The organism is Desulfocicer niacini (assembly GCF_054657595.1).
On sequence record NZ_BAAHYK010000046.1, the window covers coordinates 23,638 to 42,336 of the forward strand.

At 49.9% G+C, this 18,699-nt stretch carries 15 protein-coding genes and 1 pseudogene; 10 read left to right on the forward strand and 6 right to left on the reverse strand.

Annotation, left to right across the window (positions count from 1 at the left end):
• Nucleotides 1–33 precede the first annotated feature (33 nt).
• From acd to ACYQ2M_RS20180, 6 genes are all read left to right on the forward strand, one after another.
• The gene (gene acd / locus ACYQ2M_RS20155) at nucleotides 34–1,197 is read left to right on the forward strand and encodes a glutaryl-CoA dehydrogenase Acd (protein WP_459918181.1); all 1,164 of its coding nucleotides are present in this window, start codon (nucleotides 34–36) and stop codon (nucleotides 1,195–1,197) included.
• 218 nt (nucleotides 1,198–1,415) lie between these two features.
• Nucleotides 1,416–1,550 carry a hypothetical protein gene (locus tag ACYQ2M_RS20160; protein WP_459918182.1) on the forward strand — a complete coding sequence of 45 codons (135 nt, stop codon included), beginning with the start codon at nucleotides 1,416–1,418 and terminating at the stop codon, nucleotides 1,548–1,550.
• A 48-nt stretch (nucleotides 1,551–1,598) separates the two neighbouring features.
• Nucleotides 1,599–2,723 carry a sodium ion-translocating decarboxylase subunit beta gene (locus ACYQ2M_RS20165; RefSeq protein ID WP_459918183.1) on the forward strand — a complete coding sequence of 375 codons (1,125 nt, stop codon included), beginning with the start codon at nucleotides 1,599–1,601 and terminating at the stop codon, nucleotides 2,721–2,723.
• A 161-nt stretch (nucleotides 2,724–2,884) separates the two neighbouring features.
• Nucleotides 2,885–3,100, forward strand: a complete 216-nt coding sequence (locus tag ACYQ2M_RS20170) for a biotin/lipoyl-containing protein (RefSeq protein ID WP_459918184.1) — start codon at nucleotides 2,885–2,887, stop codon at nucleotides 3,098–3,100.
• Between the two features lie 258 nt (nucleotides 3,101–3,358).
• Complete coding sequence (locus tag ACYQ2M_RS20175; RefSeq protein ID WP_459918185.1) at nucleotides 3,359–5,092, forward strand: acyl-CoA carboxylase subunit beta; 1,734 nt, start codon at nucleotides 3,359–3,361, stop codon at nucleotides 5,090–5,092.
• A gap of 149 nt (nucleotides 5,093–5,241) precedes the next feature.
• Nucleotides 5,242–5,592 (forward strand): cupin domain-containing protein, encoded by a 351-nt coding sequence (locus ACYQ2M_RS20180; RefSeq protein ID WP_459918186.1) that lies wholly within the window; start codon nucleotides 5,242–5,244, stop codon nucleotides 5,590–5,592.
• A gap of 122 nt (nucleotides 5,593–5,714) precedes the next feature.
• Here ACYQ2M_RS20180 and uvsE read toward each other — a convergent pair whose 3' ends face one another.
• Nucleotides 5,715–6,617: a UV DNA damage repair endonuclease UvsE gene (gene uvsE, locus ACYQ2M_RS20185; RefSeq protein ID WP_459918187.1), complete on the reverse strand. Its 903-nt coding sequence runs from the start codon at nucleotides 6,615–6,617 to the stop codon at nucleotides 5,715–5,717.
• A gap of 316 nt (nucleotides 6,618–6,933) precedes the next feature.
• Here uvsE and ACYQ2M_RS20190 point away from each other — a divergent pair, with 316 nt between their 5' ends.
• The gene (locus ACYQ2M_RS20190; RefSeq protein WP_459918188.1) at nucleotides 6,934–7,776 is read left to right on the forward strand and encodes an EamA family transporter; all 843 of its coding nucleotides are present in this window, start codon (nucleotides 6,934–6,936) and stop codon (nucleotides 7,774–7,776) included.
• Between the two features lie 72 nt (nucleotides 7,777–7,848).
• On the opposite strand, the gene ACYQ2M_RS20195 is transcribed toward ACYQ2M_RS20190, so the two are convergent.
• Complete coding sequence (locus tag ACYQ2M_RS20195) at nucleotides 7,849–9,222, reverse strand: HD-GYP domain-containing protein (protein WP_459918189.1); 1,374 nt, start codon at nucleotides 9,220–9,222, stop codon at nucleotides 7,849–7,851.
• 369 nt (nucleotides 9,223–9,591) lie between these two features.
• On the opposite strand from ACYQ2M_RS20195, the pseudogene ACYQ2M_RS20200 reads away from it, so the two are divergent.
• Both ACYQ2M_RS20200 and ACYQ2M_RS20205 read left to right on the forward strand, forming a co-directional pair.
• Nucleotides 9,592–10,329: pseudogene (locus tag ACYQ2M_RS20200) on the forward strand (RNA methyltransferase).
• Between the two features lie 32 nt (nucleotides 10,330–10,361).
• Complete coding sequence (locus ACYQ2M_RS20205) at nucleotides 10,362–10,793, forward strand: cupin domain-containing protein (RefSeq protein WP_459918190.1); 432 nt, start codon at nucleotides 10,362–10,364, stop codon at nucleotides 10,791–10,793.
• A 175-nt stretch (nucleotides 10,794–10,968) separates the two neighbouring features.
• On the opposite strand, the gene ACYQ2M_RS20210 is transcribed toward ACYQ2M_RS20205, so the two are convergent.
• Together ACYQ2M_RS20210 and ACYQ2M_RS20215 are read right to left on the reverse strand one after the other, a co-directional pair.
• The gene (locus tag ACYQ2M_RS20210) at nucleotides 10,969–13,206 is read right to left on the reverse strand and encodes a molybdopterin-containing oxidoreductase family protein (RefSeq protein ID WP_459918191.1); all 2,238 of its coding nucleotides are present in this window, start codon (nucleotides 13,204–13,206) and stop codon (nucleotides 10,969–10,971) included.
• A 17-nt stretch (nucleotides 13,207–13,223) separates the two neighbouring features.
• The gene (locus ACYQ2M_RS20215) at nucleotides 13,224–15,227 is read right to left on the reverse strand and encodes an FAD-dependent oxidoreductase (protein ID WP_459918192.1); all 2,004 of its coding nucleotides are present in this window, start codon (nucleotides 15,225–15,227) and stop codon (nucleotides 13,224–13,226) included.
• 312 nt (nucleotides 15,228–15,539) lie between these two features.
• Here ACYQ2M_RS20215 and ACYQ2M_RS20220 point away from each other — a divergent pair, with 312 nt between their 5' ends.
• Nucleotides 15,540–16,526, forward strand: coding sequence for a GlxA family transcriptional regulator (locus ACYQ2M_RS20220; protein ID WP_459918193.1), 987 nt, complete (start codon nucleotides 15,540–15,542; stop codon nucleotides 16,524–16,526).
• 3 nt (nucleotides 16,527–16,529) lie between these two features.
• On the opposite strand, the gene ACYQ2M_RS20225 is transcribed toward ACYQ2M_RS20220, so the two are convergent.
• Both ACYQ2M_RS20225 and ACYQ2M_RS20230 read right to left on the reverse strand, forming a co-directional pair.
• The gene (locus tag ACYQ2M_RS20225) at nucleotides 16,530–17,096 is read right to left on the reverse strand and encodes a flavodoxin family protein (RefSeq protein ID WP_459918194.1); all 567 of its coding nucleotides are present in this window, start codon (nucleotides 17,094–17,096) and stop codon (nucleotides 16,530–16,532) included.
• A gap of 705 nt (nucleotides 17,097–17,801) precedes the next feature.
• A partial coding sequence (locus tag ACYQ2M_RS20230) for an NAD(P)/FAD-dependent oxidoreductase (protein WP_459918195.1) occupies nucleotides 17,802–18,699 on the reverse strand: 898 nt, incomplete at its 5' end.

Here is an 18,699-nt window from a genome sequence, read left to right on the forward strand (position 1 = left end):
CAACCCCGCACAATTTCTTACAAGGAGTAAACAATGGATTTTGAACTGTCAAAAGAACTCACTATGCTGCAGAAAGCCGTCAGAGAATTTGCAAAGAAAAAGATCGCTCCCAATGCCGATGAATGGGATGAAAAGGATTATTTTCCTTACAAAGAAGCCGTTCTGCCCATGGGAGAACTGGGATTTTACGGCACGGTGATTCCGGAAGAATACGGTGGAGAGGACATGGGTTGGCTGGCCGCCATGATCGTCACCGAAGAAATCGCCAGATGCTCAAGTTCCCTGCGGGTGCAGGTTAACATGCAGGTTCTGGGATGCGCCTTCACCATTTTTAAGTACGGCACTGAAGCCGCCAAGAAAAAATATGTCGAAAAGCTTTGTACTGCGGAGTATCTGGGTGGTTTTGGTATCACCGAAGCCGATGCCGGTTCTGATGTCATGGCCATGTCCACCGTGGCGGAAGAAAAAGAAGATCATTACCTTTTAAACGGTTCAAAAACATGGATTTCCAACGCTGACATTGCCGATGTCCTGATGTGTTATGCTTACACAGATAAGGACAAAGGCAGCAAGGGGCTTTCCGCCTTTGTCATTGAGCCCAAGAATTTTGCAGGTATTAAAACATCCGGTCTTGATAAACTGGGTTCCCATTCTTCTCCCACCGGTGAGGTATTTCTGGATAACGTCAAGGTTCCCAAGGAAAATCTGCTGGGAAAACCCGGTGACGGTGCGAAAATTCTTTTCAGCTCCTTGAACCATACCCGTCTTTCTGCAGCAGCCGGTGGTGTGGGTCTTGCCCAGGGATGTCTGGATGAAGCGATTAAATATTGCAATACCAGAAAACAATTCGGTAAAACCATCGGAACCTTCCAGATGAATCAGGACATGATCGCCCAGATGGCGGCTGAAATTGATGCGGCTCGTTTCATGGTATATCGTGCGGCAGCAGAAAAAGATAAGGGCAATCTCAACAACGGCCTTGACGTGGCCAAGGCCAAATACCTGGCTGGCGAAGTGGCCACCAAGGCCTCAAACTTTGCCATGAGAATTCTGGGTGCCTATGGTTACTCCACTGAGTACCCCGTGGCCCGTTTTTACCGAGATGCCCCCACCTACAGCATGGTGGAAGGATCAGCCAACATCTGTAAGATGATCATTGCTTTGGATGCCCTGGGTGTCAAAAAGGCAAACAGATAAGTTATCCATGGGGAAACAGGATGGGATCAGGCGTGTGATACTGGACGTTTGAAGTTTTTTATCACAAAGCCCGATCCCATACCAGAGTGGCAGATGTTGTGATCAAGCCCGGATGACTAAAAAACAGGCCTGGAATATCATTGCCCTGAATTTACATTTTTCCCGGAAACAAACCTGTTCCCGGGAAAAATGAAAAAATAAAAAATGGAGAACAACTCATGAGTAATTCGGTAACTGTATTTATTTCAGGTATCACAGGGGTTTTTGCTGGGATGGCCCTGCTTTATTTTTCCCTGAGGATTACCTCGTTTATTACGGATAAACTGACGGCATCCGGTGCCGATAAAAAATAGCAACGCACTTGAATATCATGGTGTATCTGTTTCTAAAGGATTTTTAAAATGTTTAACAGCTTGCAGTTTTTAACAACCACCACCGGTTTCTGGCACCTCACCCCCGGCATGATGTTCATGTGGGTCATTGGCCTTGGGTTGATCTACCTGGCCATTTCCAAACAGTATGAACCGCTTTTGCTGCTTCCCATCGGGTTTGGTATTATCCTTGCAAACCTTCCCTTGGCAGGTCTCATGACCCCTGAAGAAGGCCTGTTATGGAAATTCTATGAATACGGCATTCACTGGGAGATCATTCCCCCCCTGATTTTTCTGGGATTGGGAGCCCTCACCGATTTTGGTCCCCTTTTGTCCATGCCTTCTCTTATTTTTCTGGGCGCAGCAGCCCAGGGCGGGGTATATCTGACGTTTTTCATTGCCAACAGTTTTCTTGGCTTTGATCTCATGGAATCTGCCACCATCGGTATCATCGGCGGTGCGGATGGTCCCACCACCATCTTTCTGGCCTCCAAGCTGGCCCCCCACATGCTTGGCATCTGTGCCGTGGCTGCTTACTCCTACATGGCCCTGGTACCCATTATTCAGCCGCCGGTGATGAAGGCGTTGACCACGCAAAAAGAACGAAAAATCCGCATGAAAAAAGGCCGTAAGATCAATAAGCTTGAAAAACTGCTCTTTCCCATTATTGCCACCTTTGTTATCATCCTCATTGTACCGGCATCGGCTCCGCTGATTTCCATGTTCATGGTGGGCAATCTGTTCCGGGAGTCCAAGGTGGTGGAGCGTTTGACCAAGGCCTCCCAAGAGGAGCTGCTCAACATTGCCACCATTTTTCTGGGGCTGCCCGTGGGTGCCACCATGAATGCTGAAAATTTTTTGCAGTGGAAGGTGATTTTTATCTTTCTCCTGGGGCTTTGTGCCTTTATCCTGAGTACAGCGGTGGGGGTGTGCATTGCCAAGGTGATGAACCTGTTCAGGAAAGATAAAATCAACCCGCTTCTGGGTGCGGCCGGTGTGTCGGCAGTTCCCATGGCTGCCCGTGTGGTTCATAAGGTGGGACAGGAGGCGGATAAAAAGAATTATCTTTTGATGTACGCCATGGGACCCAATGTGGCCGGGGTTATCGGCACCGTGATTGCCGCCGGTATCTTTTTGACCTTGCTGCAGCCGTAATCTGAAACTGATCTTGAGCTCAAGCTACTGAAAACAGATGACTACGTTTGTTCAGGCCGGTTTTAACCCTTGAGTCACATTCGGAGAACATGATTAAGTACCGAGTACCTAAAAAACAGAACCCAATATCCAATACCAGATATAAAACAAAGGAGATTCCCATGAGTAAAGAATTGTTGGCCCCCCTGGCCGGAAAAATTGTTCAGATTGATGTAAAAGTTGGTGACAGTGTGGAAGAAGACGATGATGCCCTGGTCATTGAGGCCATGAAGATGGAAACCCCCGTCTATATTCCCTGTGACGGCACCGTTGCCAAAATCAATGTCAAAGAAGGTGATGAGGTTGAGGAGGATGATGTCCTTCTCATCGTTGAATAAGCCTTGTCCACGATGATCTGGTTTTACCTGTCAGGTTTAAATTTTCCCCCTCACGGAAACCGGATCATTGCCTTGGAAAATTTTTGATGTATGGCTCTCCCTGCTGCATTGGATGCACAAAAGGGGGAGCTGTGCCGAAAGGCCTGATTGTTTTTTTAACAGCGTAAACGGCAGAACCCCTTGCCCCAATGAAAATTGAAACCCGCATGACTGCAATTTTGTTAATTCGGGTTTAATTGAAATATTTTCGGAGAAAAAATGAGACCATATTTTGAAAAAATGCCTGAATTCGGCAACGCGCTGAAAAAAGGTCAGATCAAAAGAGGAGAAGAAAATACAAATCTCCTCAAAGAGGTGGAAGGCGAAATCGCCGCAGCAGTGGATGTCATCAAAAACGCCGGTCTGCCCGAAGCCAAAATCAATGCACGGGGTGTCATGACCGTGTGGCAGCGACTGGAGTACCTGGTGGACCCGGGTACCTGGTCTCCCCTTCACATGCTTTACAACCCTGCCGACAACTCCGAAGGCACCACCAATGTCATTGATGGTCTCGGAAAGATTTCCGGTAAATGGGCGGTGATCATCGGATTTGACAACAAGGTGATGGCCGGTGCCTGGCTGGCCGGTCAGTCTGAAAATATTTTGCGGGTCACCGATCTTGCCAAGCGGCTCAATGTGCCCCTGGTGTGGCTGGTGAACTGCTCCGGTGCTAAACTTTCCGAGCAGGAACAGTTTTATGCCAATAGACGGGGCGCAGGTGCACCGTTTTATCGTCATGCAGAGCTCAACCAGATGGGGATCCCCGTGCTTGCAGGCATCTACGGCACCAACCCTGCCGGCGGTGGATACCAGAGCATCAGCCCCACCATTTTGTTTGCCCATAAAGATTGTAACATTGCCGTGGGTGGTGCCGGTATCGTAAGCGGCATGGCACCCAAGGGCGGTTTTGACGTGGAATCCGCCGAACAGCTCATTGAATCTACCCGGCATTTCAAGAGTAATCCCCCGGGAACTCCCAAGGTCCATTATGATGAGACCGGTTTCTTCAGATATGTGTATGAAGAAGAAAAGGGTGTTCTGGATGGTCTTAAAGACTACATGAAGGATATTCCGGCCTACAATCCCAAATTTTTCCGGGTGGCGGAACCGGCTGAACCTAAGTTTGATATTGAAGATATTTACAAGCTGCTCCCCATTGATCAGAAGAAAGTCTATGATTTTGAAGAGATTTTGGCCCGCCTTGTGGACAACAGTGAAAGCATGGAATTTCGACCCGGTTATGGTCCGGAAGTCTACACCGGTCTTTGCAAGGTGGATGGGTATCTGGTGGGCATCATCGGCAATCGTCAGGGCTATCTTGGCAAGGATTATCCCGAGTATGCCGATTACCCCGGCATCGGCGGCAAGCTCTATCGCCAGGGCATGATCAAGATGAACGAGTTTGTAACCCTGGCCGGACGGGATCGTATCCCCTTAATCTGGTTCCAGGACACCTCCGGAATTGATGTGGGTGACATTGCTGAAAAGGCCGAACTTTTGGGCATCGGGCAGAGCCTTGTTTACTCCATTCAGCAATCGGGTGTTCCCCAGATGATGGTGCTGCTGCGCAAGGGATCTGCCGCAGCTCATTATCTTCTGGGTGGTCCCCAGGGCAATGATACCAACGCTTTTTCCATCGGTACGGCGGCAAGCGAGGTATATGTCATGCACGGTGAAACTGCCGCTGTTGCCATGTATTCCCGTCGTCTGGTGAAAGAAAAGGATGCGGGTAATCCCCTGGAGCCGGTGATTGAAAAGATGAATCAGGTGGTGGAAGATTACAAGACCTTTTCCCGGCCCAAATACTGCGCCAAGGTGGGGTATGTGGATGAGATTGTCAATGTGACTGAAATCAGAAACTACATGAAGGCCTTTACGGGCTCTGCCTATCAGAATCCCAAGTCCATCTGTCCCCAGCATCAGATGATTTTGCCCCGGATTATTAAGGGGTAGTTTTTTCGCTTATATCGGGTGTTTTGTTGTTTTTTCTGTTCAAAACACCCTGAGATAGAACTTGCATCATAAAAGAATCCCGGGTATGTGTGTTTTTGCACATGTCCGGGATTTTTTTGTCACACCTTCAAACATAAGGAAAGTTGGCCATGAAAATAATAAATTACAAAGAAGTTGAACCCACACGATTTGATACTGAACCGGCAAAAGGCGTCACCGGTGTCGTTGCCATTGGGAAGGCCGATGGTGCTGAGAATTTCTGCATGCGGGTCTTTGAACTTGATAAAGAGGGCCATACGCCGCGCCACACCCATGCCTGGGAGCATGAGATTTTTGTTCATTCCGGAGAAGGAGAGGTGTTCTGTGACGGCAAGTGGGTTTTCATTTCATCGGGAACGGCCATATTTATCCCGGGAAATGAGGATCACCAGATCAGAAACGCCGGTGCAGTTCCCCTGGTGTTTGTCTGTTTAATTCCTGCCGGGGTTGCGGAATTATAATCGGCAGGTCAAGTGGGTTGATAGCCTTTGGCTCCGAATGGGACGCTTCGATCAATCGCTGGGGGCTCTGCTGAGGATGCTCGGAGGTTTTATTTTCTAATAAAAAAGATAATATGCTCTATTCACTGAAGTTTCTGCATCTCCGTCATTAATTTTAAAACAGCCACTTCCTTGGCCTTGGCTTCCACTTCAACAGTCAGGTCAAGGCAAAGCCAGTTCAGGGGAAAATCCCTGATGTCGATGTAATCATGATGTTTTCGGACATCATTTTTCCCATTCCATCCGTTGATGGGAGATGAAATGTGAAAAAGGGGCTCCCGGCTCCAGGTGCGACACGCTTTTTCTGTGACCCCTTTAACGCTGAGTCCATCCGGCAGACAGCGGTGATGATGAACATCGTACACCAGGGGAATTTCCATGTCGGTACACACCGGTAATAGATCCAGGGGGCTATAGCTTCTGTCATCATTTTCCAGGGTCAGGCGTTCTCGGATCTCCTGGGGCAGTGCATCTATGGTTTGTCGAAGACGTTTCAGGGCCGAGGGTTTATCTCCATACACACCGCCGCCATGGATGTTGATCACGTCTGCGTTTACCCATTGGGCCACCTGGGCCTGGTAGGCCAGATCGGCAATGGATCGCCTGACCACCCCATCGTCCGGGGAGGAGAGGATGATGAACTGATCCGGATGAAAGGTGGTGCGCATGCCGTTTTTTCGGCAAAAATCTCCGCAGGCTTTAAATTTTTTGAGGATGCTGTCTCCAAGGGGGAGGGCTTCAATGTCATATCCGACATCCGGGTGGGTTTTCAGTGGTAGAATCTGGCTGTTGATGCGAAAACCGTAGATGCCATGGTCATGGCACCAGACAAGGGCTTCCATTAAACTTTGTGCATTGGCCAGGCAGATTTCTGACAATCGTTGGCGCTGGATGTCCTTTGGAAATTTTGAAAGGTGGGTGGCCGTGGTACGTCGAAATTTTATGGGTTGATCCTTAAAAATGCAGCATAGACCAAGTCTTATCATTTTTTTTCTCCAGCGTCATACATTGTGGGTTTATCACAAGATCGGCCGCCCGTCACGGTTGTCAGTCCAATGGGGTCAGGCGTGTATGTTTTCGGGGTATGTCTTAAAAATATAGATATATCAGATTCGGGTTGAGATTGGTATTCCCGACGGAATTGAGTTGATTTCCAATGCCGATTAATTGATAATGCCATATACTTTGGAGATGAGTTGATCATAACACCGACCCGTTTTCATAATCGTTGCATCCTTCCCAGATCGGTGGAAGTTGTGATCAATCTATTTAAAAATTTTCAAACCAGGGAGTTGAACTTATATGATGAGCTCAGAAAGCATTGCAGTCACCTGTGGACTTGGCAGTGCAGTGGCATGGGGAGCCGGAGATTTCAGTGGTGGGTTTGCCTCACGCAAGGGCAATCTAATGGGAGTTATCCTGATATCCCAGTTTTTTGGGGGGGTGCTTCTTGCCATTATGGCAATGCTGGCTTCAGAAACAATTCCTGGAACTTACGATCTTTTATATGGTTTTCTTTCCGGTCTTTGTGGCTGCACCGGTCTGACGGTTTTTTACTGGGGGTTGACCCATGGCCGTATGGGTATTGTTGCCCCCTTGTCTGCTGTTTTGACGGCCCTTGTTCCCATTGGGTATTCTGCTATTTTTGAAGGCCTGCCGTCTTTGATGCAATTTGCAGGTTTTTTTCTTGTGCTGGGTGCGGTGTGGTTGCTTTCAGCAGCAGACAATGAGTTTCGAATGACTCGCATGGAACTTGGGGTAGCTCTGGTGGCAGGTCTGGGCTTTGGGCTTTTTTTTATTTTCATTGATAGGGCCAATTCCCAGGCAGTGTTCTGGCCCCTGGTGGCGGCACGGGTGGCCTCTGTTTCGCTTTTATGCGGCATGGTGGCGGTGGGAAAGAAAACCCCCAGGCCATTAAAGGGCCAGTGGGTGTTTATTATTCTGTGTGCTGTTCTGGATGCCGGGGGAAATGCACTGTTTTCCATGGCGGCACATCTGGGGCGCCTGGATGTGGCCGCGGTGCTGGGTTCTCTTTATCCTGCATCCACCGTGGCCCTGGCCTGGTTCTTCCTTAAAGAACGTTTGGGTCGTCAGCAATGGGTTGGCGTGGCCCTGGCCTTTGTGGCCTTGTTTTTTTTCTCCTGATCCCTTCCCAGAGTGGACGTGTTTGAACCGCTCCCATGGAAGAAAAAGGCCGTGTAACTGGATTATGGGGTATTACGGTTCCATATTATTGTAAATTAAATCTCTTAAGTATTTTGGTAATTTATCGTATGCCATGACCGGGGTTATGGGGGATCTGCTATTGTCTAATGCCCATTTTTCTTTCATCTCCTTTTCTCCGAGATCGATGGGGTTGGGTTTTACCTTCAGACTGATCCCATCCTCATCTGTGAAGGGGATGAGGATGGGCCCCTTGCTTTCGATGACATAGGCCATCTGTCCATTGTTTAAAAATACAATACTCCCGGAAGGATGGATGCCGATGCATTTTACAAAGGAATGGAGAATAAACTGCAACAAGGGATCTTTTCTGGCATACTTATGAAAGATGGTTGCCACAACATTAATGGGATTGATGGCCTCTTTGTAGGATCTTTTTGAAGTCATTGCATCGTAGATATCCGCCAGTTTGCATATTTTGACGTACATGGGTATTTCATGGTGTTCTCTGCTGACCGGGTAACAGTTCTGTTCTTCACTGAACAGAGCGGCGTGGTGATATCTCACTGAATTGGTAATGAAGGGATTGTCGATATGATTTTTCTCCATAACCTCAACTCCTTTTTTAAAGGAATGGGTCTTTATAATATCGAATTCTTCCGGGGTAAGCCGTCCCTTCTTGTTCAGAATTTCAATGGGAATAAGTACTTTCCCGATATCGTGGAGAAAATAGCCTATGGAAATATTATAAATTTCATCGGAAAGATAATAGGTGAACGAATGATCAAATCCATTTCCCAAGGGAAAAGCGGCTTTTGAAATAATAAATTCGTTTAAAGAACTGCTGAAATGGTCATTGAATTGTTTTAAGATAGCGGTGGCAATGGTGCAAACGTTTATGGAATGGTTATAAAGATAATCATCAAAGGATAAGATCTCTTTTGTGAGATATGCAAAGGCGTTGTCATGGGTATTCATAAAATCCAACAGTGTTGAGATGGTTGTCTCCACACTATCGTAATCAAATTCGCCGCCGGTGTTTTTGATGTCCAGAATTACTTTTTTGATGTTTGTTTTTGTCTTTTCATAGGTGCGCGCGGCATTTTTTTTAATTTCGGTAATTTCTTTTATTTTGGTTTCCACATTATACGCGGATAGGGGGGCCCTTGTTGACCCTTTCTCCGGGGGGGTAAATAACAGTGGTTTCCCCTTTACATCCCAGAGCCCTCCCTGGTTCTGGTTGGTGATGGAAAGTGTTGAAATACCACTTTCTTTAAGATGGTGCAGGGTTTTTTCCTGAGTGACCAGGGCATCTTTTTCAAGAAGCAACACGCCCTGGGCATTGTAAATATCTACGCCTGTTCGTACTCGCCCTCCCTGACGGATAACCTTAATGAGACTATTAATATTTATGTCGTTTTTTTCCATAATCCCCTCTACATTCTCTACATTCTCTCCGCGCTCATGGGGATGAAGGGAGGATGACCCCTCAGGCATGTTGGCTATTTGTATTGTATTTGTTACGAGAATGTCTCTTTTTAAACGTAATATATAATCCCATAGTACAAAGAACAATGAAATTTTGTTGTAATCAGAAATTCATTGTTGCTTGAGTGGTATTGGAATTGTGCTTCCTGGGGTAATTGAGTTGCTTTCCCGTGGGGATCGCTATAATATTACAGTTTGATGTTGCCGGGCTATAAAATTTACTGAGCAAAGCCCAATATTTACGAACTGGATTGTTGATCGCTAAATTTGACGTGTTTATGAAATCACCCCCCGCAGGGGGGAAAGATAATGGACGGAGGCTTTGTGGAGGTACCCCCTGACTTGAACAATATTTCCGTGGTGCTTCATCAACCGGGATATTCCGAAAACATCGGCGCTGCGGCCCGGGCCATGTGCAACATGGGAATGACGGACCTTCACCTGGTGGCCCCCAGGGGATTTAACAAAGAGATCGCGGAAAAGCTTGCCACCCATTCCGCCAGACACATCATTCAGGATATTCACCACCATTCCTGCCTTTCCCGGGCCCTGGCCCCCTTTCACCATGTGGTGGGTACCACCGCCCGATTGGGAGGAGACCGCCAGGTGGTCACTCCCCGTTAGGGAGCCCTTGAAGTGATGCAACTTTTTCGGAACAATCGTGTGGCCCTGGTGTTTGGCCGGGAAGACACCGGCCTTTCCAACGAGGATCTTAAATTGTGTCATAGCCTGGTGCACATTCCCACGGCAGGCTTTTCTTCTCTGAATCTTTCCCAGGCGGTTATGGTGCTGTGTTATGAACTTTTTTCGGCGGCCCGGGTTCCCTCAACGGATATGGTGCTGCCTCGACTTGCCGGCCGGCATGAGCTGGACGTCATGTATGGCGAGCTGGAGGTGTTTTTTAGTGGGATCGATTTTGTGAATCCGGAAAAACCAGATCATTGGTTGAATCACTTGCGTCGATTTTTTAACCGCTTTCAGCTGCGGGCCGGGGAGGTGCGCTTGATCCGGACCATGGTCAGCCATATCTCAACACGTATGCGTTGAATGTATGAACAAAAAGAACAAAAAGGAATAAAATGAAAAAAATAATGAACGTAATACTTTTGGCCCTGGTGCTGACAACCACGGCATGGGCCCATGACGGCGGTACCGGTATCACCGTTGATGCACTGGCAAAAACGTCTTTCAGCTGGAATGAGGCCGCCTTGCCTGCCTATGATCAGGGAATTCCTGAGGTGACGATTCTGAAAATCACCATTGCGCCGAAAACGGAACTGCCCCTGCATCAGCACCCCGTTATCAATGCCGGGGTATTGTTGAAGGGGCAGTTAACCGTTGTGACGGAAGATAAGAAAACACTTCATCTCAAGGCCGGAGATCCCATTGTGGAGGTGGTGGACACCTGGCATTATGGGAGAAATGACGGGGATACGCCTGCCGAGATCATTGTGTTTTATGCCGGTGTGAAAGGGACTCCCATTACGGTGAAAGCCCCCGCAGTGGAATAATGCATTCTTGGCGCTTTCCCATTTTCCCGGTTTGGTCACAATATGGTTTGCTTGTCATAGTTGGTGGGACCAACGGGGTCAACCCTGACCCCTCTCTGATTAAGCGTTGAAGCGGGAAAATGAGAATGCGCCCTGCACGCTTCAAAACTTGGTCAGAAAAAACGGGCACATCAACTTAAACGGCCTCAATGCGGCAGGGCACAAACCGATGAAGCGGTGTCCCCAGAAAATCCCGATGGGTGTTGCGGGTCAATTGGTTGACGTTGATGCCGTAAATGTTTCCATCATAAAGCAGGCCAAATCCATGGGGAATGAGCACCGTTCCTTTACGAATCTGTTTTGACACCTGCAGTTCACCCACCTCACTGCCAGCATCGGTGGACACCTTTACCTGCTGGCCGTCTGTTATCCCCAGGCTGCTGGCATCTGCGGGATTTACGGCCACGGTGCAGGCCCGTTTCCCCCGGTTCCATTCCGGGTTTCGCATGAGGGTATTCATATTGTATTTCATGTGCCGTCCGGCATTCAATATCAGGGGGTATTCAGTTGGCAGTTCCAGGTCCATGGCCTCGATTGCCGCATTTAGTTCTCTTGCCTCTTTTTCCAGTTCCGGTACATAAACTTCAATTTTACCGGACGGGGTTTTGATGGCTTTAAAATTGCCCTCGGGATTTACTTCCCCCACCCACAGCCCTTCTGGGTGATCTAAAATCGCCTGGAAAATCCGGTCCCCCTGGTCGAACCCCGGTTCAAAACCGGTCCGGGCCGCATTTTTTCCAAAGGCTTTGGGGGCCGTCATGAGCACCCCCCACAGGGCAGCAAGGGAGGCGCTGTCCCAGGCTTTGCCCAGGGTTTTAGCCAGCACAAAGGGCATGGCTGCCATGGCCCGGGGTTCGGTGGCGGCCCAGGTCATGAGGGCCGCACCAAAGTTCATCCGTTTATCCCCGGCAGCTTCCTTCAATTTCTCTGGAATATCAGGAATCAGTCCCAGTTTTTCAGCCATCATGGTGAAAATCTGGGTGGCTTCCCGGCAGTTTTCCGGGGCCGGTACGATGGGTCTGCGCATCTGGAAAAAAACTTTGGGAAAGCTCCAGGGAAAAAAGGTGCCGTCCCAAGATTCATAATAGGTGCGGCAGGGCAGCACATAGTGGGCCAGACGGGCGGTTTCACTCAGGACGATGTCATTGACCACTAAGAGATCCAGGGCCTTGAAGGCTTTTTCAAAGGCCCTTGTGTCCGGGTAGGACCGCAACGGATTGCAGGCACTGACAAAGATGGCCCGCAGCCGCTGGGGGTGATCATTTAATATCTCTTCGGGGATCACCGCCGGGGGGAAGGCCCCGGCAGCGGCGGGCGGCATGTTGGTGATGACGGTGCGCCATGTTTTGGCATCGCGTTCATCGGCATGGAAGCCCATGGGCACCACCATGCCGGGGATTACATTGCCCCCGGGGACGCAGAAAATACCGCAGATGGCCCCTAAGATGTTCATGAGATAGGAGTTCAGGGTGCTTTTGCGTCCCATGTAGATCCCAAGGTCCGGATGTACACACCATTTTTTGGTGGTCATGAGACGGCACAGTTCCAACACCTGATCATAGGGCAGTTCACAAAGCTCAATGGCGGCCCTGGCATCAAAATTTTCAAACCAGGGGCGGATACGTTCCCAGCTGTCCACACGGGTGTCAAGGTAGGCTGTGTTCTCCCATTTCTGATCAATGATAATGGAGATCATGGCCTTGATTAACAGGGCATCGGTGCCGGGCCGGAGGGAAAGATGCATGTCCGCAATGGCTGCGGTCTCACTTTTTCTGGGATCAATGATGACCAAGGTTTTTTCCGGATCTTTGCTCATCTGTGACAGCACCCTGGGTCCTCTTGGCATCTGATGGCTTTCCATGCCGTTCCATCCCCAGCCCACGAGCATGTCGCACCCGTGTTCGTCGGGGATGGCCACATTGTACTGCTTGCCCAGCATGCGGCCAAAGAGCCACCAGGCACCGGAGAACTCCTGACCGGCGGAGGAATAAAAGTTCCGGGAGCCCATACCCCTTAATATTGACAGCCCAAAGGCCCCTTCAAAATGGCCTCCCTGGGAGCTTGCCCCCATGTAGGCCAGGGATCTGGGGCCGTGGTCGCTCACCAGCGTTTTCATTTTTTCGGTGATTTCCGCCATGGCCTGGTCCCAGGAGATGGGTTCAAAGGTTTCACCCACGCGCTTCAGGGGGGTTGTGATGCGATCTTTGGGGTATTGGTGATAAATAATGTTGAGCCCCTTGCGGCAGGCATATCCCCGGCTGCGGGGATTTGACTTGTCCGGTCGTACCTTGACCATGCGGTTGTCTTCCACCAGGATTTCAAGTCCGCAGTTCTGTGCGCACAGTACGCATCCTGTCTTTTTCCATTGTCCCATGATTTGTTCCTTAACTTTTAGATGTTCATGCCAGCGGCATATCCCTTATGAACGGCGTCAAAGGCCATGCCGATGGTGTCGGCATCCCCCACCACATCAAAGGGGATGTTTTTCGCTTTGATGATGTCGGCCAGGCGGTTTTCACATCGGGAGCCGGCAGCCAAGACAACGGTGTCCGCCGGAAGGGTTTCAATGCCCTGGGGGCTTTCTATCTTGATGCCGGATGGGGTGATCTCAAGGGCTTTGGAACCGGGCAGGGAAGTGATGTTATGGCGTTTGACATCCTGGAGCATGCCCCAGCGGGTGGATTTGCCAAAATCCTTTCCAATGCTTTCAAGCATTTCAATGATGGTGATCTCCTTGGTACCCCGGGTGGCCATTTCGTACAACACTTCCGGGGATTCTGCTCTGTTGACAAAAAGGAACTTCAAGGCTTCTGCGGACAGGGTCCCTTTTTCTGCCAGAAATAATGCCGTTTCCACCCCCACAGCCCCGCCGCCGATGATGACCACTCGCTTTCCGGTGAAAGCCTGGTGGGACAGCACATCCCAGGCCTGGACCACATGGGGCAGGTCCGCACCGGGGATGGGAGGTGTCAGGGGGACAGCGCCGGTGGCCAGGATGATGTGATCTGGTTTTTCCTCGTCGATGAGATCCCCATCCACGATCTGATCCAACTCCACGTGAATATCATTATCATAGACCTGGTTGCCCAGATCCCATGCCAGCTCTGCAAACTCCTCCCGGCCAGGCGGGCAGGCGGCAAGGAACAGCTGGCCTCCCATACCCCCTTCTTTTTCATACAGGGTGACCTCATGACCCCGCTGACGGGCCGCAAGGGCGGCGCTCATACCGGCGGCACCGCCGCCGATGACCATGACTTTTTTGGGGGTTTCTGCCATGTCACATGTTTTTTTGCACTCGTAACCGGCCCGGGGGTTACAAAGGCATTCCACATGTTTGAGTTTAAACAGATTATCAAAACACCCCTGGGCACAGGCAATGCAGTGAAGAATTTCATCTTCTCGGCCTCTTTCCACCTTTTGGGGCAGAAAGGGATCGGCAATGAGGCTTCGGCCCATGGCCACCATGTCGCACATGCTGTCGGCAATGAGCTCCCGGGCGATTTCCGGATCATTGATGCGATGGCTTGCAATGACGGGCACATCCACCACCTCTTTGATGCCCCGGGCCAGATAGGCAAAGGCCCCCCGGGGAACGGCGGCTGTGATCTGGGGAACCCTTGCCTCGTGCCACCCCACGTTTATGCACAGGGCATCCACACTGGCTTCATTCACCAGGGCCTTTGCATATTCGCGCAGTTCATCCCGTCCCTGGCCCCCTGGCATGAAATCATTGCCGTTCATTCTTACCATCATGGGAAAATCAGGACCCACCGCTTTTCGAATGGCCTGCATGATCTCAAGGCCGAACCGCATGCGGTTTTCAAGGCTTCCGCCGTATTCGTCGGTGCGCTGGTTGGTTAGGGGTGAAAGAAATTCACTGATGAGATAGCCGGTTCCGCTTAATACTTCAACGGCACTGAATCCTGATTTTTTCACCCGTAAAGCCGCCGTGGCAAAGTGCTCAATGATATTATGGATTTCATCTGTTTCCAGGGCCTTGGGGGTTTCCCTTGTCATGCGGGAAGCAATTGGCGATGGGGCCACTGGCTGTTTTCCCTCTAAAAAGAAGGACAGATTGTACCTGCCCGCGTGGTTCAATTGGACACAGGAGCGCGAGCCGTTGTCGTTGATGGCCTGGGCAAGTCGTGTTAATCCGGGAATGAATTCATCTTTGTGGGCTCCAATGTTTAAGGTATTGCCGGCCAGTTCATCCACCGTGGCAAACCCCACACAGATCATACCGGCACCCCCCCGGGCCCGTTCTGCATAAAATTCAATAATCTGATCGGTTACCATAAAATTTTCCGCCATGCCAAGATGCATGGCCGGAAGATAAATTCTGTTTTTGATTTCAAGATCGTTAATGCGGATGGATTGAAGTAAAGGATCTTTCATGGGGCCTCCGGATGTTAGATTGTTTGGACTTGATCAGAACATGGGCCACCCGATACAGTTGGCGGCTGGCCGATCTTGGGAGCAAGCCTGATCAGGAAATTTTAGGGCTTCTGGGTTCTCCCGGTTTGATTTTAGTTGTTGCATATATTATGCGTTGACGATGGATGTGAAAAGAGGCATATATGACTTTAAGCATGCCGAAAGGGACAGATGACAGCCGCCGGGAGAGTGAATGGAGCTGTTCACAGCATAGGCCCCCATTTATGAGGGGTGGCAAATGTTGTGAACAGGTCCGAATAAAGGAGAATAAATATGGCTCATATCACATTGCTTGCTTACCCCCATTGTTCCATGTCCAGTATCATCGGCCCCGTCGACGCCTTGGCCATGGCCAATATCTGGTACCAGCGCAGCCGGAAGCCGGACATGGACGGAGGTCCCCTGTTTTCCTGGGATATTGTTTCCCTGGACGGCGGAGCTGTTCAGGGCGAGGGTAGGATTATGGTGCAACCCCACAAAGCTATCCATGAGGTACATGAAACCGATTGCATTTTGATCCCGGGGTTTCTGCCGCCATTGGATTTCATGGGCAACATTTCTGCAACATTGATCAACTGGTTCAGGGACTGGCACCACAGGAATGCCATGATCGCTGCCAGCTGCACCGGCACCTTTTTTTTGGCGGAAACGGGCCTGCTTAATGGAAAAATGGCTACCACCAACTGGGCCTTTGCTCGGTATTTTAAGCGGTGTTACCCGGAAGTAATACTGAAACCAGAGCGCCTACTCACCCAGGATGGGGGGATACTGTGCTCCGGTGCCACCACTTCCTTTCTGGATCTTTCTCTTTTTCTCATTGAAAAATTCGGATCTGCCGAGCTTTCCAGTCATTGTGCCAAGGCGTTGCTGGTGGAACCCCATCGTCGGAATCAATCCCCCTATGTGGTTTTTGATTACCAGAAAAGTCATTGCGATGACAAGGTGTTGGCGGCCCAGGAGCGTATGGAGGAATATTTTGACCATCGCATGTCCCTGGATGCCCTGGCCGAGGATCTGGGTATCAGTTCCCGGCACTTCAAGCGGCGGTTTAAAACTGCCACAGGAGATTCCCCCTTGACCTATCTCCAGCGGGTCCGCATTGAAGCGGCCAAGCAGAAATTGGAAAGCACAAGGGAGAACATCTCCGAAATTACCTGGCAGGTGGGATATGAGGACAGTAATTCCTTTCGCCGGTTGTTTAAAAAATTCACCGGGCTGTCCCCCCGGGAGTACCGGGAGCGGTTTGCCCGGGTGTCATAAGGGTTATGCTGTAATTTGTTTTGCAAAGGCCTTGGCCTGCTCCCTTACGCTGTCATCCAGCTGATCAGGAGTGGTGCATTTGCTGATATAAAGGTTGCCCGCCGCAATGGCCATGTGGGGATTTTGCAGGCGTTCAAAGGCCGTGAAGGTGGCCTCGGCATTGTTTTCCCAGGGACCGGCACCGGTGACCAGCAGAGCCTGACGCTGTCCTTTTACCAGGGAGGCGTGGGTGGGCTGATGATAATCCACATAAAAGCTGTAGGTACGATCTATAAGGGTTTTTAATGGACCGGCAATCCCCCAAAAGTACAGGGGAGAGGTAAAGATAACAAGATCTGCCGCCACCATTTTTTCAAGGATCTCAATGGCATCATCCTTTTGGATGCAGCCAACTTCTTCCATGGTTTCCTTGCATTTACCGCAGGCAAGGCATCCTTTTATGTTTTTGTTCTGCAGATAGACGGATTCCACCTCATGCCCCATGGCGGTGAGTTCTGCTTCCACCCAGCCAAGAACGGTTGCGGTGTTTCCTTTTTTTCTGGCACCGCCTTGAAGTGTTAAGACTTTCATGTAACCTCCTTAATTGTTTGATGTCTTTTGTATAAAACTCTGTCTAAGATGCTGCAATAATTAGCGTTCCATTTTTCGATGTGTCGGCAGGCCGACATGATCGTTTATATGAAACGCCGTCTAACGATCTGGAATCATGTGCGTTTCATCTTTCGTTGTGGCTGGTAGTAGCAGCCATGAATGTTATATGAAAAGGTAGCCTTCAAGTTTACCTCAGCAGAGCCGCCCCCCCGATGGGCAATAGGAACCGGACAATCGAACTGTCTACAGTTCCGGTCCGGGCCCATTGCCCGTCGGGGGGGCGGCGGCATATTGCCATTATTCGTTGTATCCGGCAGGACATGACCGTTTTATATGAAAAAGAACTGTTCAACGTGGCCGATGTGATGACCATGCAAACACATAAAATTGATTCAAGATACTGTTCGGGAAGCGGTTTGTCAAAAAAACAAGTAAATATTGGGTCAGGACCACATCCTCACCTGTTGGGGCTTCACATGGCATTCGTATGCTATGCAACCCCAAACAGGCCAATATGGGGCATTGTCCAAACATTTACAAAAATAATGGTGGGGTACATGGGGGGGAGGAATGGATGAATGGATAAATTCGTTTTCTGGGGAAATGCCTATGGTGGCATTTCCCCTGGGAAATCGATTCAGAAAGTTATGTGGATAGCCTTTATCATCGAGATAAATGAAAATATTAAATCCGACGCTGGGCCGTATGATAAAGCCGGGCGCCGGTTTCATAAAAGAGCCCCCGGAGGTTTCTCATGAAAATGGGCTTTTCCTTCTGCAAGGGCAGGGCGATATCTTTTTTATCAGCTTCCCCCAGCACCACCTGTGCCATGAGTTTACCAAAAACCGTTCCAGGGCCGATGCCCCTGCCGTTGTAGCTTGTCACAGTGATAAAGCTTTCGTCTGGCATGTGAAATCGGGGAATATGATCCGTGGTCATGGCAATTCGTCCGCCCCAGGCATATTCCAGTTCCGTGGCGGGGATTTCAGGAAATACCTTTTTGATGCTTCGCATGGCCCAGGCCTCGTGGGTACCGTAGCCGCCATTGATCACCTGGCCCACACTGCCCACGATGAAGCGGTTGGCATCGTCAAATCGGTAGGAGGAGAGAATCAGGGCCGTATCCCAGGCCGCATGCCCTTCACACAATATTTTTTTACGGATGTCATTGGAAAGGGGTTTGGTGGCAAACTGGAAATAATTAAAGGGGATCAAGGCGTTTATCTTATCTTTAAATGCCTGTTCGGGGTATCCTTGAACAGCCAAAATAACAGATTTTGCTCTTACGGTTCCCCCCGGGGTGCTGAGTATCCATCGGCCATTTTCTTTTTTAAGGCCTGTCACCGGTGAGTTGTCAAAGAGCTTGGCTCCGGCTGCCAGGGCAGCATCTGCAAGTCCACGGACATAGGCAAGGGGCTGCACCGTTCCGGCCCTTTTATCCAGCAGGGCACCATGAAATTTGGTGCTTCCGGTTTTTTTAGCCGCTTCTTCCTGGCTGAGAAGTGTTACTGGGGCACCGCGTTTCTGCCATTGGGCTTCTCTCTGCTCCAGGGCCTTCAGGCCTGCAGGGGAGTGACCGCAG